The sequence below is a fragment of the Gymnodinialimonas phycosphaerae genome (genome assembly GCF_019195455.1).
In the GTDB taxonomy this organism is placed as follows: Bacteria; Pseudomonadota; Alphaproteobacteria; order Rhodobacterales; family Rhodobacteraceae; genus Gymnodinialimonas; species Gymnodinialimonas phycosphaerae.
This window is the reverse complement of sequence record NZ_JAIMBW010000001.1, coordinates 1,195,328-1,209,846: the sequence shown is the minus strand read 5'-3', so window position 1 is coordinate 1,209,846 and position 14,519 is coordinate 1,195,328. Positions and strand designations below refer to the sequence as shown.

Here is a 14,519-nt window from a genome sequence, read left to right as displayed (position 1 = left end):
CATGACGGCAGACGTCCCAACAACCGCCGACATCGACTTGATCCAGCGGATCTTGCCACACCGCTATCCGTTCCTGCTGGTGGACCGCGTGCGCGACATCGTGCCGTTCAAATCCGCCGTCGGCCTCAAGAACGTCACTGTGAACGAGCCGCATTTCCAGGGCCACTTTCCCGGCGTTCCGATCATGCCCGGCGTCACCATCGTGGAAGCCATGGCGCAGACGGCAGCGGTGATGATCGGCGTCTCGGCTGAACTGGCGGACAAGAACTTCCTTGTCTATTTCATGGGCATCGACACCTGTAAATTCCGCCGCAAGGTGGTGCCCGGCGATGTGCTGGAACTGTACGTCGAGGCCACGCGCGGCAAGCCCGGCGCCAAGGTCTGGAAGTTTGCCGGTCGTGCCACGGTGGACGGCGAACTGGCGTGCGAATGCAGCTTCACGGCGATGATGGATATCCCGGCGGAGGCCGCCTAGATGGGCATCCACGCCTCGGCCAATGTCCACCCGTCTGCGGTGATCGAGGACGGCGCGGTAATCGGTGCAAATTGCCAGATCGGCCCGTTCTGCGTCGTCGGCCCCGAGGTCACGCTGGGGGCGGGCGTAGTGCTGAAATCCCACGCCATCGTCACCGGCTGGACCGACATCGGCGACGACTGCCAGATCTTCCCGTTCTCCTCCATCGGTGAAATCCCGCAGGACAAGAAGTTCGGCGGCGAACGCACCCGTCTGATCGTGGGCGCGCGGAACCGCATCCGGGAAGGCGTGACGATGAACACCGGGACCGAGGGGGGCGGTGGCATCACCCGCGTCGGTGATGACGGTCTGTTTCTTGCCAATGCCCATGTCGCCCACGACTGCCAGGTCGGCGACCGGGTGATCATGGTCAATTCCTCCGCGCTGGCGGGGCACTGCATCGTCGGCGATGACGTGATCATCGGCGGCCTTTCGGGCGTGCATCAGTTCGTGCGCGTGGGACGCGGGGCGATCATCGGGGCCGTTTCCATGGTCACGAATGATGTCATTCCTTACGGTCTGGTCCAAGGCCCGCGCGGGCGGTTGGACGGTTTGAACCTGGTGGGGCTCAAGCGCAAGGGCGTGGCCAAAGCCGACATCACCGCCCTGCGCGCGGCGCTTCAGGCGCTGAAACAGGGCGAAGGCGCCAGCTTTCAGGAACGCGCCCGCCGCCTCGGGGAAAGTGATGAGATCGACAGCGAATACGTGAACGAGATCGTCGATTTCGTCATGGGCGACAGCGACCGTTCCTTCCTGACGCCGGAGTAGGCGGGATGCGGGCGATCCTTGCAGGCAAGGGGGCGTTGCCGGGGCTGCTGTTGCAGGCCGGACCCGCCGAGGTCGTCGGTTTCAACGGCGTCCCTGTCGAGGTCCCGACGACCATCGATGCACGTTTCGAGCAATTGGGCACCCTCTTCGAGGCCCTGCGCGACAAGGGCGTGACCGAGGTCTGCCTGGCCGGTGCCATGTCCCGCCCGCCGCTGGACCCCGTCGCCTTCGATCCTTTCACCGCGTCAAAGATGCCGGTGCTCATGGCCGCGATGGGGCAGGGCGACGATGCGTTGCTGCGCGCCGTGATCGGGGTCATCGAAGAAGCCGGGTTCACTGTCATTTCCGCCCATACCCTCCGCCCCGATCTGGTCGCCCCCGCAGGTGTTGTCGCCGGAGAGGTGATGCGCGGGTCCGATGCCGCCCGCGCCCGTGCCGTGCTCGATGCGCTGGGGCCATTGGATGTGGGGCAAGGGGTCGTGGTGGCGAAGGGCCAAGTCATCGGGGTAGAGACCTTGCAGGGCACCGACGCGATGTTGGCCTTCGTGGCGCAAACTGTGCCCGGATCGGGCGGCGTGCTGGTGAAGCGGCCGAAACCGGGACAGGATCTGCGGGTGGACATGCCCGCGATTGGCCCCGACACGATCCGCAACGCCGCAAAAGCGGGCCTTGCCGGGATCGAGATCGCGGCAGGCAATGTTCTGCTGCTGGATCGCGAGGCGATCCTGACCGCCTGCGCGCAAACGGGCCTTAACCTTTGGGCGGGCCCTTGAAGCTGTTTCTGGTCGCCGGAGAGCCCTCGGGCGACCGCTTGGGCGGCGCGTTGTTGCAGGGCTTCAAGGACATCGGCGCGCCGGTCACGCCCCTGGGCGTCGGCGGCCCGATGATGGCGGCCTATGGCCTTTCATCGTTGTTCCCCTACGAAGATCTTGCGGTGATGGGCCTTGCCGAGGTCCTGCCGAAATACCGCCACCTCAAGCGCCGTATCGCCCAGACCGCCCGGGCCGTTGCGGCCTCGGGCGCCGAGGCGCTGATCACCATCGACAGTCCCGACTTCGGCCTGCGGGTCGCGAAACTTGCCCGTGCCGCCAATCCCGGCCTCAAGACGATCCACTATGTCGCCCCCTCGGTCTGGGCGTGGCGGCCGGGGCGCGCGGCAAGGATGGCGCGGGCCATCGACCACGTTCTGGCGCTGCTGCCGTTCGAGCCGCCCTATATGGAAGCGGCGGGGATGACGTGTGATTTCGTGGGCCACCCGGTGGTGTCCGAGCCCCTGGCGAGCGAGGCGGAGATTGCCAGCTTTCGCACCGCCCATGGCCTGACCGACGCGAAGGTGCTGCTGGTCCTGCCCGGATCGCGCAGGTCCGAAGTCACCCGCCTCGCGCCGATCTTCGGCGCGGCGCTTGACGGCATTGACGCCCGTCTGGTCCTGCCGACCCTGCCGCATGTCCGCGAAACCGTGGCTGCGCTGACCGCCTCCTGGCCGGTTCAGCCGAGCTTGATCGACGCCTCGGATGCCGTTGAGAAGCGCGCCGCTTTCGCCTGCGCTGATGCCGCGCTTGCGGCCTCGGGCACCGTGTCGCTGGAACTGGCCGCGAACGCCACGCCCATGGTGATCGCCTACGATATGAACTGGCTGACCCGCGCGATCATGAAGCGCATGATCCGCATTGATACGGTCACGCTGGTCAACCTGGTGTCCGAGACCCGTGTGGTGCCGGAATTCCTGGCCGAAAACTGCACGCCCGACGCGATCCGCGCCGGGGTCGCGGCGGTCTTGCAGGGCGATGACCGCCAGACCGCGGCGATGGCGCTGACGATGGAGCGTCTTGGCAGGGGCGGTGAGGCGCCGGGCATACGGGCCGCCCGGTCAATCCTTGACGCTGTTAACCGGTGAAATCCGCCGCGTCCGCTCCGGCAAGGCCGACCAACACGCGGGGATCGATGCCGAAGATATGGCGCGGCGTGCCCGCGGCGGCATAGACCACATCGAACGCCAGCAAACGCGGGTCATACCATGCCCGGATCGGCGACAGGTGCCCCACGGGCGACACGCCCCCGATGGCAAATCCGGTCTGCTTGCGGATCAGGTCCGCGTCGGCCTTGCCCAAGGCCTCTCCGACCACCGCGCTGGCCTTGTCAGCGTTCACCAGGTTGCCGCCGGCCGTCACGAACAAGACGGCCTCGCCACTGGTCTCGGCCCGGAAGATGATCGACTTGGCGATCTGGTCGAGGTGGCAGCCTGCGGCTTCGGCCGCGGCGACAGCGGTGCGCGTACCCTCGGCCATTTCCAATACTTCCGCCGCGATGCCCGCCTCTTCCAAGGCGCGCCGCACACGCTTCAACGACTTTGACACGCCGCATTCCTCCTGCCATTCCAGTGCAACGGTCTAGGTCCAAATAGACCGATAAGGAACCCCGCTCATGCCCTTTGCCAATCGCATCACCCGCACCCCGTTGCCCCACGTGCCCGAGCGCGGGGCAGAGGCGTTGGAGCATCTGCACGGGCTGTCGCCCGAACTGGCCGACGTGATCCGGGGCGCTGCCGGTTCGTCGCCGTTCTTTTCCGAGTTGTTCCGCAAGGAGGGGCACTGGCTGTCCCACGCCGTCGACGACGAACCCGAAGAGGTCATCGCCGCGCTGATCGCCGAGACAGGAACATTGACCAAGGACACGATCGATACGGGTCTGCGACAGTTGAAGCGCCGGGCGGCCCTGATCGTGGGATTGGCGGATCTGGCAGGGGTCTGGGGCCTTACCACGGTCACCCAGGCCTGGACGGATTTTGCGGACGCCTGCGTGGCCGCGGCCCTTGCGGTCCATGTCGCGGCGGCGGCGCGGCGGGGCAAGATCCCCGGCCAGACGGAAGAAGACGCGTTGCGTGACGGCGCAGGCATGGTGGCGCTGGCGATGGGCAAGATGGGGGCGGGCGAGTTGAATTACTCGTCCGACATCGACTTGATCTGCCTGTTCGATGAGACCCGCTTTGACGGCCCCGCCGAGGAGATGGAGGCCCGCGCAGGCTTCATCAAAGCCACCCGCGCCATGGCGGCTACGTTGAACGATCCTTCCAAGGACGGCTACGTCTTCCGCACCGATCTGCGCCTGCGTCCCGATGCCAGCGTCACGCCGGTCTGCATCTCCATGGCCGCGGCGGAGCGGTATTATGAGGGCGAGGGGCGGACCTGGGAACGCTCGGCCTATATCAAGGCACGCGCGGCGGCAGGCGACGTGGCGGCGGGGGAGAAGTTCTTGACGGCGTTGACCCCGTTTGTCTGGCGCAAGCATCTGGACTTTGCCGCCGTGTCCGAGACGATGGACATGCGCCAGCGCATCCGCGACCACAAGGGCCTGCACGGTCTCGCCCTGGAAGGGCGCAACCTGAAGCTGGGTCACGGTGGCATCCGTGAGATCGAGTTCTTCGCCCAGACCCGCCAGTTGGTGGCGGGGGGGCGCGACCCCAGCCTGCGACAGCCCCGTACCGTCAAGGCATTGGCAGCATTGGCGCGCGCGGATTGGATCACCCGCGACGTGGCCAGCGCATTGGCCGATCACTATGCCGCCCTGCGCGAGGCAGAGCATCGCTTGCAAATGATCGACGACGCCCAGACCCATTCCCTGCCCAAGACGCCGGAGGGCTTCGACCGGTTGGCACGGCTCAGCGGGGAGGGCGACACGGCGCGCTACCGCGCAGCGTTGGAGGCGCGGCTACAGGCGGTCGCAGAGCTGACGCAAGATCTCTATGCCTCGAAATCCAGCACCACGGCGGCGCCCGCCTTGTCAGAGGCCGCGCGCGACATCGTCGCCCGTTGGCCCGGTTATCCCGCCTTGCGGTCCGAGCGCGGGCAAGCCATTTTCGAGCGCCTCAAGCCCGATCTGCTCAACCGGTTCACTGCGGCCGCCCGCCCCGACGAAGCGCTGGCCAATTTCGACGGCTTCCTGCGCGGCTTGCCGGCGGGGGTGCAGATCTTCTCGCTGTTTGACGCCAACCCCAGCCTTGTCGACCTGCTGGTGGACATCTGCGCCACGGCCCCCGGTCTGGCCGCGTACCTGTCGCGCCACAGCCGGGTGCTGGACGCGGTGCTCGATGGCCAGTTCTTCGCAGATTGGCCCGGTGCCAAGGGGCTGACCGAAGACCTTGCCGACACGCTTGCGGCCCTGGATTACGAGGCGCAACTGGACGCCGCGCGCCGGTGGCAGAAGGAATGGCACTTCCGCGTCGGTGTCCATATGTTGCGCGGGTTGATCGACGCCCAGGACGCCGCGCATCAGTATTCCGATATCGGGGAGGCGGTCGTCGCGGGCCTTTGGCCCTGTGTCTGCGCCGATATCGCGCGGCGCCATGGCCCTGCGCCGGGGCGCGGCGGCGTGGTGCTGGCCATGGGCAGCCTGGGCGTGCGCGAGATGACGGCGACCTCGGACCTCGACCTGATCGTGATCTTTGATGCCCAAGGGGTTGAGATGACCGAGGGCCGCCGTCCCCTCGATCCGCGTGGCTGGTTCGCCAAGGCCACCAAGGCGATGATCACCGCGCTGAGCGCGCCGACCGCCGAGGGCAAGCTTTACGACGTCGACATGCGCCTGCGCCCCTCGGGCGGGCAGGGGCCTGTCGCCACGGCGCTGTCCTCGTTCGAGCGTTACCAGCGAGAAGAGGCCTGGGTGTGGGAGCATATGGCCCTGACGCGCGCCCGAATCGTTGCCGGTGACGCAGGCCTTGCCCGTGACGTCGAGGCTGTGCGGTGTTCTGTCATCGAGGGTCGCAAGGGCGACGCGAGCATCCTGCCGGAAGCCGCCGAGATGCGCGCACGCCTGCAAGGGGCCGGACGCGCGGGCAGCACCTGGGCGGTGCGCAATGGGGCGGGGGGCTTGCAGGACATCGCGCTGCTGGCCCAAGCCCTCGCGCTCAAGGCCGGGTGCGTTCGCGAGGGAACGCTGACACAGATCGACGCGGCGCAAGCGGAAGGCCTGATCGGAGGCGCCGATGCGCAAACCCTCAGACAGGCCTACGGTCTGTTTCAACTGATCTCGCAGGGCGGTCGCCTTCTCTCCGAGGCGCCGCTGGACATCGACACGGGCGGCGAGGGGGGGCGCAGATTCCTGCAACGCATGGCCGACGTGCCGTCCACGGAGGCCCTTGTGACGCGACTTGACCAGTCGCGCGCTGCTGCTGCCGATATAGTGGGTAAGTTCATGCCCGTAACAGAGGGACACCACGGATGAAAGACAATGACCCCACCGACCCCAAGGGCCTGATCCGGGAGGCGTTTCGCATCCACGGTATCAGCATCTATGAGTGCCGATCGATCTTCGTGGACTGGGCGCTGAGCGTGCCGGTCACGGACCACGCACCCCTGATCGAGGCGCTTTTGGCACGCCATCAGGGCGAGCCGCATGATCATCCGATGAAGGTGGTGCTGACCGAGGGGCTGGCCACGAAGCCGCCCGCAGGACGCCGGGGCGGGCGCGCGGCGCGGGTGCCTTAGTCCGATGGCGACCGTTTAATATAGCGCACGGCGTAGGTGACGGGGGCCGTCGCGGTCAGGCGCGTCGTCGGATCGCGCAGGACCAGCGGCGTGGGCATCAGATCATCGGGGTTCCGTTCGATCGGCAGGGCAGAGGCAAGGACCAGGTCCAGCACGGCGCCGTCGCGGAAGTCCGCCAGCAGGGGCGTGGCATCGAACCCGTCCAGCGCCGCACAGGCTGCGGGTGTGCAGGTCAACGTCACGCGAAACTGCGAAATCGCCATATCCGGCAGGATCACGGATCCGCCGTCCACCGCGATCCCCGCGCCCATGGCCTGGGTCGCCGCGCGGTCGCCATGGCCCATGGTATCGGTCAGGAAACTGACGACCCGCTCGTTGATCGTGATATCGGCCTGATCGGCCATGGCCCCGAGATGGGCGGTCACGGCGCGCGACAGGTCTTCGCGCAGGGGGAGGGTGGATTGCCCGGTGCCGAAGATGATCCAATGAAAGGGCGCTTCGATCACCCGTTGGTGGGTGAAGGGGCGATACGCGGCCGGAAGGGTCACGGCCCAAAGGCCCTGCACGCTGGCGATGCGCGCGCGCAGCGCCTCGACCTCTGCCTGGGTCAGGGTCGCGTCGACCATCGTGACGGGATCGGTGTGGGGGCGGAGGGGGCCCAGATCCATTCTGCGCCGGTTGCAGAACGCGAAGTTGCGCGCAATCTCGGCGTTTCGGATCATCCAGATGATCTTGCCGGGGCGCGCAGTGCCGCCCGAACAATAAAGCGGCAAGTGGGTGTTGCCGGTGAACAAATCGAAAAAGCGGGGCCCGTGCATGCCGATTTCGGTGTCAGGCGGCAGGGCGTCGATGTCCAGTTCGAACCATCCCGCGTCGCCATCCATGAAGACGATTGTATCGGGCGCCCCCTCGGGCAGCGCCAACATCGGCGCCACGGGCACGCGCGGCAAAGCGGCCAGCGCCCGTGCGTCACCCACCGCCCGCAGTCCTTCGCGGGGACCGCCGGTCAGCACCAGAACGCCGGCAAGGAAGATCAGCCCGATGGCAAGACCCAGGGCGGCCCGCCTCATGTCTTGACGCGCGCCGCGTGGCTGCCGCGTTCGCGGTAGGGGGTGGTGTCATAATGGGCGCGGTAGCATTTGGAGAAATGCGAGGGCGAGGCAAAGCCGCAGGCCAGCGCCACGTTGATCACGCTCATGTCCGTCTGCATCAGAAGGTTGCGCGCCTTGCCGAGGCGCAATTCCATGTAATAACGCTTCGGCGAGCGGTTGAGGTAGCGGCGGAACAGCCGCTCTAACTGGCGGGTCGACATGCCGACATCCATTGCCAGTTGCGCCGGGCTGATAGGGTCCTCGATATTCTGCTCCATCATTCGGATCACTTGCCCCAGCTTGGGGTGCCGCACCCCGATGCGGGTGGGGATCGACAGGCGTTGCGTGTCCTGATCCGTGCGGATGGAGGTGTAGATCAACTGATCTGCTACAAGATTGGCCAGATCCTCGCCGTGATCCTCGGCGATCAGCTTCAGCATCAGGTCGATGGAGGCGGTGCCGCCTGCGGTGGTGATCCGGTTGCCGTCGACGACGAAGACCGATTTGGTCAGCGTCACCTCTTCGAATTCCTCGGCGAAACTGTCCTGGTTTTCCCAATGGATGGTGGCGCGCTTGCCGTCCAGAAGACCCGCGCGCGCCAGCGTGTAGCCTGCCGTGCAGAGCCCGCCGATCATCGGACCCTTGCGCGCCTCGCGCCGGATCCAGCTGAGCAGGCGCTTGGTCGTGGCGCTTGCCACGTCGATGCCGCCGCACAGCAAGACGACGTCGTCGCGGGTGACCTCTTCCAAATCACTGTCCAGCCGGAACCAGATCCCGGCCGAACACTGCGCATCTTCGCCGCCTTCGCCCACAAGCGTCCATTCGTACAGTTTTTGGCCCGACATGCGGTTGGCGATCCGCAACGCCTCGACCGCCGAGGAGAAGCACAACATGGTGAATTGGTCCAACAGGACGAAGACAAACCGCTTGGGGCCTTCGCCAGGGCGCAAACGGGCACCTTTGTCCAACATGTCGCAGTCTCCCTTGGCGGCGAAAAAGGGCGGGGCAGGCCTACCGCGTCTAACAGCGAAACCACTAAAATCGAGGTGTTGCAATCCCGGGCGGCCAATTTCATTGGCTACGAATAACAAAATGCGGGATTGGAAGCCGTTCCCCCCTTGTGTAGAGAGGGCGGCGATCCCTGCGAATTGGAGAGAGTTATGACCGCAGCAAGCAGCTGGACGAAATCCGATTGGCGCGCCAAGCCGCGCGTGCAAATGCCCGACTATCTGGACGCCGACGCCCTTGAGGCCGTCGAAGCGCAGCTGCGCCAGTATCCACCGTTGGTTTTTGCAGGCGAAGCGCGCACCCTGCGCGATGAACTGGCCGCCGTCTCGCGCGGCGACGGCTTCCTGTTGCAGGGCGGCGATTGCGCGGAAAGCTTCGCGGAGTTCTCTGCCGACAACATCCGCGACACCTTCAAGGTGATGTTGCAGATGGCCACGGTTCTGACCTTCGGCGCGAAGGTGCCCGTCGTGAAGATCGGGCGGATGGCGGGCCAGTTCGCCAAGCCGCGTTCGGCGCCGACCGAGACGGTGAACGGCGTGGAACTGCCGTCGTACCGCGGTGACATCATCAATGATCTGGACTTCACGCCCGAGGCGCGCATCCCGAACCCCGAGAAGATGCTGCGTGCCTACACCCAGGCGGCAGCGACGCTGAACCTGCTGCGCGCGTTTTCGAAGGGTGGTTTCGCGGACATTCACCGCGTTCACTCCTGGACCCTGGGGTTCACGGATATCAACGACGCCGAGCGCTATGCCGACATGGCCAACCGCATCCAGGACGCGCTGGACTTCATGACGGCGGCCGGCGTCACCGGCGCCACGGCCCATGAGTTGGGGCAGGTGGATTTCTATACCTCCCACGAAGCGTTGTTGCTGGAATATGAAGAAGCGCTTTGCCGTCTGGACAGCACGTCCGGCAAATGGCTTGCGGGCTCGGGCCACATGATCTGGATCGGCGACCGGACCCGTCAGACCGACGGTGCGCATGTGGAATTCTGCAAGGGCGTGCAAAACCCGATCGGGATCAAATGCGGGCCGTCCATGACACGCTCGGACCTGAAGGTTTTGCTGGACACCCTTAACCCGAACCGCGAGGCGGGGCGCATTGTGCTGATCAACCGCTTTGGTGCGGGCGCGGTGAACGAGATCCTGCCCAAGCTTGTCCGGGCCGTGGAAGAAGAGGCGCACCCCGTCGTCTGGACCTGCGATCCGATGCACGGCAACACGATCAAGGCCGAGTCGGGCTACAAGACCCGGCCCTTCGAGAGCGTGTTGCGCGAAGTGCAGGAATTCTTCGAGGTGCATCGCGCCGAGGGGACGATCCCCGGCGGTGTGCATTTCGAGATGACGGGCCAGGACGTAACCGAATGCACCGGCGGCGTGCGTGCCGTGACGGACGAGGATCTTTCCTCGCGCTATCACACCGCGTGCGACCCACGCTTGAACGCGTCGCAGTCGTTGGAGCTCGCATTTCTGGTGGCGGAAGAGCTGTCAGCCAGCCGCGACGCCCTGCGCGCAACGGCCTAGGTCAGACGGCCCAGGTCAGACGGCGTAAGTTCAGACGGCGTAAGGTTGATGACGTGACACTGATGGCGGCGGGCGGTGTTAGGCCAACCCGCCGTCGATCACCTGAAAGACCGGGCGGCAGTTGTTCGGCAAGTCTTGCGCCTCAAGCACCGGGGCTGCGGCCTGGGTGGCCAAGCGCGGCCGCATGATCTGGGTCGAGATCAGCTTTGTTGCCGTCGCATCGCCCATCGGGCCGACGATCGGCCCGCTTTCCGGAATATCCAGCGACCAGCTGTCGGTGACGTGAAACCGCCCCCGAACATCCGAGATGAACGGCGTTACTGACGCACGCTCGGAATAGATTGCAAGGGCCCGGGTCAGCGCACCCCGTGTATCGGTCAGCGGCAGAATAGCCATCATCGCCTCGGGCACGGGCCCCGAGCGTTCCGGGCTGGCCAACGCCAGCAGGCTGACGGCGGGCGTGGTGATTGCCGTTTCTGCCGCATCCATCGCGATGTGGCGGTCGTCGAGGTCGAAGAGCGAGCGGAACGGCATACCCCGCAGTTCCATCCCGGCGCGGGTGGACAAGGTGGCGCCCGCCAGGCGCATCCGCACGGTGCCCGCGCGGGGGCGCTCCAGAATACAGATGCGCGAAAGGTGGCGGGTGATCGCAGAGGGGCTGATCTCGATCCGGCCCGGCGCAAAACGGTCGCCGCGCAAGCCGTCCCAATAGCGCAGAACGCTGGTGATCCGACCATCGATTCCGGGTAGCGCTTGGGTCAATTCATCTGTCATCGTCATTTCACGCTTTCCGTTGGTCGCTTGCCTTGCGGTGCTTTCCAAACAATCAAATCCGTGTCCCCTGACAGGTGCACTTCCAAGCGCGTCTTATCGCCGTGGTGCGCTTCCTGTCCCTTTTCGAATACACTATCTAAAATTGTTCGGGCAGGGGGAGATTTAACGCATGGTTAACTGGAAGGGGCAGCAAAATGAGTGATCCGGGCCTTGCATCGATGACAGCTTTCGCCAGTTCCGAGGGGGCTGCGGAAGGGTTTTCATGGAGTTGGGACCTCCGCTCGGTCAATGGGCGGGGCCTGGATCTGCGGTTGCGCCTACCCGATAGTTTGGCGGCGTTGGAGCAGCCGTTGCGCGCGGCGTTGAAGAAAGCGATGACCCGCGGGAATGTGACCCTTGGGCTGCGCCTGACCCGCGAGGCGTTGGCAGGCGGTCGCCTGTCGGTCGAGGCGCTGGATGCCGCGTTGGAAATCATCGCGCAGGTCGAGGCGCGCGCCAATGGCGGGCTGACGCACTCGACCGCCGTGGATGTCCTGGGCATGCGCGGCGTGATGGACGGCACGGACGCGGCTGGTTTGCCAAGCGTCGAGGCGTTGATGATCGAGGCCGATGAGTTGATCGCCGCCTTCGTGGACATGCGCCGCACCGAGGGCAACGCCCTAGCCGAGGTGATGATGGCGCAGCTTGCCACGATCGAGCAGTTGACACAGGCCGCCAAGGCGGCGGCCAACGCGCGAACCGAGGTGCAGGGGGACCGGCTGCGGAGCCAGGTGGCAGCCTTGCTGGAGGCCACCGATATCGTGGACGAAGCGCGTCTGGCGCAGGAACTGGCGACACTGGCCGTCAAGGGCGACGTCACCGAAGAGATCGACCGGCTTGGCGCCCATGTCGCCGCCGCCCGCGCGTTGATCACCACCGGCGGCCCCGTCGGACGCAAGCTGGATTTCCTGATGCAGGAGTTCAACCGCGAGGCCAACACGCTCTGTGCCAAGTCTGCGGACACGGACCTGACCGCCATTGGCCTTGACCTGAAACTGACCATCGATCAGATGCGCGAGCAGGTGCAGAATGTGGAGTGAAGATGACTGAAGTGGAACGGCGTGGCCTTTTGATCATCCTGTCCTCACCCTCGGGCGCGGGCAAATCAACGCTGGCGCGGCGGTTGATGGAATGGGACCCGACCCTCAGCTTTTCGGTCTCGGCCACCACGCGGCCGCCGCGGTCGGGCGAAGTGGACGGCGTCGACTACCGCTTCCTGGAAGAGCCTGCGTTCAAGCATATGGTCGCCGACAACCAGATGCTGGAGCACGCCCATGTATTCGGCAACTTCTACGGCTCTCCCATGGGTCCCGTGTCCGAGGCGATCGAGGCTGGGCGCGATGTCTTGTTCGATATCGATTGGCAGGGTGCGCAACAGATCCGCAACTCCAGTCTCGGCAAGCATACGCTGTCGATCTTCATCCTTCCGCCCTCCATCCCGGAATTGAAGCGGCGTCTGGAAAGCCGCGCGCAGGACAGCGACGACGTGATCACCAAGCGGATGCGCAAGAGTTGGGACGAGATCAGCCGGTGGGACGGCTATGATTACGTGATCGTCAACGACGATCTGGATAAAACCGAGGCGCGATTGAAGACCATCATCACCGCCGAGCGCCTGCGCCGCGAACAGCAACCGGGCCTCCAGGCCCATGTGCGCAAGTTGCAAACGGAATTCGAGGAGTTGCCGGAATGATCTATCAGCTCGACGGGGTCACGCCCGATATCGCCGAAGACACCTGGGTTGCGCCCGATGCCAATGTCATCGGCAACGTGGTGCTTGAAACGGGGGCGAGCGTCTGGTTCGGCTGCACGCTTAGGGGTGACAACGAGGAAATCCGTGTCGGTGCGGGCTCGAACGTGCAGGAAAATGTGGTGTGTCATACGGATCCGGGCTGTCCGCTGACGATCGGGCCGGATTGCACGATCGGGCACAGGGCGATGCTGCATGGCTGCACGATTGGCGCGGGGTCGCTGGTCGGCATGGGCGCGACGGTGCTCAACAGCGCGCAGATCGGGGCAGGGTGCCTGATTGGCGCGGGCGCGCTGATCCCCGAGGGGAAGGTGATCCCCGACGGGTCCCTGGTGATGGGGGTGCCCGGCAAGGTCGTGCGGGACCTTGACGAGGATGCCCGCGCGAAGCTGCTGGCGTCGGCGGATCACTATCGGCAGAACATGCGGCGCTTCCGGGCGGGTCTGCGCCCGACCTGAGCCTGATCCGGCCAACCCAAGAGGTCCAATCTCAGGCGTCCCGTCTCAGGTGCCCATTATTAGGCGCCCATTCTCAGGCGTCCGGCCTAGGCTGTCGACATTCGGAATGTCTCGGCCTCAAGCACGTAGTTGACCGTCATGCCCAAGGCCTCTGCCGCCTGCAACAGCACCGGAAACTGCGCGTCGGCGGGGCGCAGCGCCCGCCCATGGGCAGGCGCGCCCGATCGCAATACCTCCCATAGGTCCTCGTCAACGTTCAAGCGCTTGCCCGTCGCTTCCAGCTGCCAATGGCCCGTCTGATCGGGGCCGATGCGGATGTTCCCGCCCATTGGCAAGGCCGTTTCGGCACAAAGCAGCATCAAAAACCCCAGCTTGGTTTCCTGCCGCGATCGGTCCCCCGTCGCGAGCCATTCTGTGGTGATGCGGCTTTGGTGAAAATACCCCTCCACCACCAGTTTCGCCTCGCGCAGCGAGGTGGATTGACCGGGCAACGCCCCGCCAAAGGCCAGGCGGAACAGCCGAATGCGCGCTTGCGCCGCGCGCACGGCGTCGCGGATCAGTTCCACCTCCGGGCCATCGGCCTTTCCCGTCATCTCCAACAGCTCAACCCCATTGCCGATTGCGCCCAGTGGGTTAACTAGGTCATGACACAGGCGCGAGGCCACCAGATCGGCCAGACTTGTGACTGGTTCAATCAATTCGTCACGCATGGCAGAAGGCCCTTCACACTATGGAAAAAGAAAACGGAGACGCCGCAGACATCACGGCAATCCTTGAGCCCGGCATGTACGTGCGCAATCCCAAAGCGCCTGATTGGGGCGTGGGGCAGGTACAATCGAACATCTCCGGCCGGGTCACGGTGAACTTCGAGAACGAGGGAAAACTGGTTCTAGACGGTCGCCGAATCGCATTGGTCATCGATGATCCTTCCTGAACTCGGCGCTACCCTAGGGGCAAGTGGTTAACACGTTCTTAACACGCTCTTATGACGCGGGTGAAAAGTTTACGTGCGCGTTATCTTTGCGCCCGTCTTGCAAATGCACAAGAGGCTGCTACACCCGTTTCGCATCCTGACGAGCGCCCGCGCGCGCGGCTGATCCAAGGGAAA

The 14,519-nt window shown here is 65.2% G+C and carries 16 protein-coding genes; 11 read left to right on the top strand and 5 right to left on the bottom strand.

Annotation, left to right across the window (positions count from 1 at the left end; genetic code table 11):
- Nucleotide 1 precedes the first annotated feature (1 nt).
- Genes fabZ through lpxB form a run of 4 tightly spaced genes read left to right on the top strand, consistent with a single transcriptional unit; the run spans nt 2 to nt 3,179 of the window.
- Nucleotides 2-475 (top strand): 3-hydroxyacyl-ACP dehydratase FabZ, encoded by a 474-nt coding sequence (fabZ, locus tag KUL25_RS05975; RefSeq protein ID WP_257892104.1) that lies wholly within the window; start codon nt 2-4, stop codon nt 473-475.
- Nucleotides 476-1,282, top strand: coding sequence for an acyl-ACP--UDP-N-acetylglucosamine O-acyltransferase (gene lpxA / locus KUL25_RS05970; protein ID WP_068360473.1), 807 nt, complete (start codon nt 476-478; stop codon nt 1,280-1,282).
- Nucleotides 1,283-1,287: 5 nt separating this feature from the next.
- On the top strand, nt 1,288-2,055 hold the full coding sequence (locus tag KUL25_RS05965; protein ID WP_257892103.1) for an LpxI family protein: 768 nt from the start codon (nt 1,288-1,290) through the stop codon (nt 2,053-2,055).
- The gene (gene lpxB, locus KUL25_RS05960; protein ID WP_257892102.1) at nt 2,052-3,179 is read left to right on the top strand and encodes a lipid-A-disaccharide synthase; all 1,128 of its coding nucleotides are present in this window, start codon (nt 2,052-2,054) and stop codon (nt 3,177-3,179) included. The genes KUL25_RS05965 and lpxB overlap by 4 nt, the downstream gene beginning before the upstream one ends.
- On the opposite strand, the gene KUL25_RS05955 is transcribed toward lpxB, so the two are convergent.
- Entirely contained in the window at nt 3,169-3,639 is a 471-nt protein-coding gene (locus KUL25_RS05955) for a YbaK/EbsC family protein (RefSeq protein WP_257892101.1), read from the bottom strand. The genes lpxB and KUL25_RS05955 overlap by 11 nt on opposite strands.
- Nucleotides 3,640-3,706: 67 nt before the next feature.
- Between KUL25_RS05955 and KUL25_RS05950 the strand changes: the two genes are divergently transcribed.
- Both KUL25_RS05950 and KUL25_RS05945 read left to right on the top strand, forming a co-directional pair.
- The gene (locus KUL25_RS05950; protein ID WP_257892100.1) at nt 3,707-6,502 is read left to right on the top strand and encodes a [protein-PII] uridylyltransferase family protein; all 2,796 of its coding nucleotides are present in this window, start codon (nt 3,707-3,709) and stop codon (nt 6,500-6,502) included.
- Nucleotides 6,499-6,765: a hypothetical protein gene (locus tag KUL25_RS05945; RefSeq protein WP_257892099.1), complete on the top strand. Its 267-nt coding sequence runs from the start codon at nt 6,499-6,501 to the stop codon at nt 6,763-6,765. The genes KUL25_RS05950 and KUL25_RS05945 overlap by 4 nt, the downstream gene beginning before the upstream one ends.
- Here the strand turns inward: KUL25_RS05945 and KUL25_RS05940 are convergent.
- A complete protein-coding gene (locus KUL25_RS05940) occupies nt 6,762-7,835 on the bottom strand; it encodes a hypothetical protein (protein ID WP_257892098.1) in 1,074 nt (357 codons plus the stop codon). The genes KUL25_RS05945 and KUL25_RS05940 overlap by 4 nt on opposite strands.
- Nucleotides 7,832-8,827, bottom strand: a complete 996-nt coding sequence (locus tag KUL25_RS05935) for a GlxA family transcriptional regulator (RefSeq protein ID WP_257892097.1) — start codon at nt 8,825-8,827, stop codon at nt 7,832-7,834. The genes KUL25_RS05940 and KUL25_RS05935 overlap by 4 nt, the downstream gene beginning before the upstream one ends.
- 189 nt (nt 8,828-9,016) lie before the next feature.
- Between KUL25_RS05935 and KUL25_RS05930 the strand changes: the two genes are divergently transcribed.
- Nucleotides 9,017-10,390, top strand: a complete 1,374-nt coding sequence (locus KUL25_RS05930; RefSeq protein ID WP_068360450.1) for a class II 3-deoxy-7-phosphoheptulonate synthase — start codon at nt 9,017-9,019, stop codon at nt 10,388-10,390.
- A 78-nt stretch (nt 10,391-10,468) separates the two neighbouring features.
- Here the strand turns inward: KUL25_RS05930 and KUL25_RS05925 are convergent, their stop codons facing one another.
- A complete protein-coding gene (locus KUL25_RS05925) occupies nt 10,469-11,170 on the bottom strand; it encodes a PAS domain-containing protein (protein ID WP_257892096.1) in 702 nt (233 codons plus the stop codon).
- Nucleotides 11,171-11,358: 188 nt separating this feature from the next.
- Here KUL25_RS05925 and KUL25_RS05920 point away from each other — a divergent pair, with 188 nt between their 5' ends.
- The 3 genes from KUL25_RS05920 to KUL25_RS05910 are packed head-to-tail and all read left to right on the top strand — an operon-like array spanning nt 11,359 to nt 13,411.
- Complete coding sequence (locus tag KUL25_RS05920) at nt 11,359-12,243, top strand: YicC/YloC family endoribonuclease (protein ID WP_257892095.1); 885 nt, start codon at nt 11,359-11,361, stop codon at nt 12,241-12,243.
- A gap of 2 nt (nt 12,244-12,245) precedes the next feature.
- On the top strand, nt 12,246-12,896 hold the full coding sequence (gene gmk / locus KUL25_RS05915) for a guanylate kinase (RefSeq protein WP_257892094.1): 651 nt from the start codon (nt 12,246-12,248) through the stop codon (nt 12,894-12,896).
- The gene (locus tag KUL25_RS05910) at nt 12,893-13,411 is read left to right on the top strand and encodes a gamma carbonic anhydrase family protein (protein WP_257892093.1); all 519 of its coding nucleotides are present in this window, start codon (nt 12,893-12,895) and stop codon (nt 13,409-13,411) included. The genes gmk and KUL25_RS05910 overlap by 4 nt, the downstream gene beginning before the upstream one ends.
- A gap of 86 nt (nt 13,412-13,497) precedes the next feature.
- On the opposite strand, the gene KUL25_RS05905 is transcribed toward KUL25_RS05910, so the two are convergent.
- Nucleotides 13,498-14,121, bottom strand: coding sequence for a histidine phosphotransferase family protein (locus KUL25_RS05905; protein WP_257892092.1), 624 nt, complete (start codon nt 14,119-14,121; stop codon nt 13,498-13,500).
- 20 nt (nt 14,122-14,141) lie between these two features.
- On the opposite strand from KUL25_RS05905, the gene KUL25_RS05900 reads away from it, so the two are divergent.
- Complete coding sequence (locus KUL25_RS05900; protein WP_068360432.1) at nt 14,142-14,345, top strand: DUF3553 domain-containing protein; 204 nt, start codon at nt 14,142-14,144, stop codon at nt 14,343-14,345.
- Nucleotides 14,346-14,519 lie beyond the last annotated feature (174 nt).

Excerpts from the sequence above, each read along its gene's own strand:
- fabZ (WP_257892104.1), top strand. The coding sequence starts at position 2 with ATGACGGCAGACGTCCCAACAACCGCCGACATCGACTTGATCCAGCGG.
- lpxA (WP_068360473.1), top strand. The coding sequence starts at position 476 with ATGGGCATCCACGCCTCGGCCAATGTCCACCCGTCTGCGGTGATCGAG.
- KUL25_RS05965 (WP_257892103.1), top strand. The coding sequence starts at position 1,288 with ATGCGGGCGATCCTTGCAGGCAAGGGGGCGTTGCCGGGGCTGCTGTTG.
- KUL25_RS05950 (WP_257892100.1), top strand. The coding sequence starts at position 3,707 with ATGCCCTTTGCCAATCGCATCACCCGCACCCCGTTGCCCCACGTGCCC.
- KUL25_RS05945 (WP_257892099.1), top strand. The coding sequence starts at position 6,499 with ATGAAAGACAATGACCCCACCGACCCCAAGGGCCTGATCCGGGAGGCG.
- KUL25_RS05940 (WP_257892098.1), bottom strand. The coding sequence starts at position 7,835 with ATGAGGCGGGCCGCCCTGGGTCTTGCCATCGGGCTGATCTTCCTTGCC.
- KUL25_RS05935 (WP_257892097.1), bottom strand. The coding sequence starts at position 8,827 with ATGTTGGACAAAGGTGCCCGTTTGCGCCCTGGCGAAGGCCCCAAGCGG.
- KUL25_RS05930 (WP_068360450.1), top strand. The coding sequence starts at position 9,017 with ATGACCGCAGCAAGCAGCTGGACGAAATCCGATTGGCGCGCCAAGCCG.
- KUL25_RS05925 (WP_257892096.1), bottom strand. The coding sequence starts at position 11,170 with ATGACGATGACAGATGAATTGACCCAAGCGCTACCCGGAATCGATGGT.
- KUL25_RS05920 (WP_257892095.1), top strand. The coding sequence starts at position 11,359 with ATGAGTGATCCGGGCCTTGCATCGATGACAGCTTTCGCCAGTTCCGAG.
- gmk (WP_257892094.1), top strand. The coding sequence starts at position 12,246 with ATGACTGAAGTGGAACGGCGTGGCCTTTTGATCATCCTGTCCTCACCC.
- KUL25_RS05910 (WP_257892093.1), top strand. The coding sequence starts at position 12,893 with ATGATCTATCAGCTCGACGGGGTCACGCCCGATATCGCCGAAGACACC.
- KUL25_RS05905 (WP_257892092.1), bottom strand. The coding sequence starts at position 14,121 with ATGCGTGACGAATTGATTGAACCAGTCACAAGTCTGGCCGATCTGGTG.
- KUL25_RS05900 (WP_068360432.1), top strand. The coding sequence starts at position 14,142 with ATGGAAAAAGAAAACGGAGACGCCGCAGACATCACGGCAATCCTTGAG.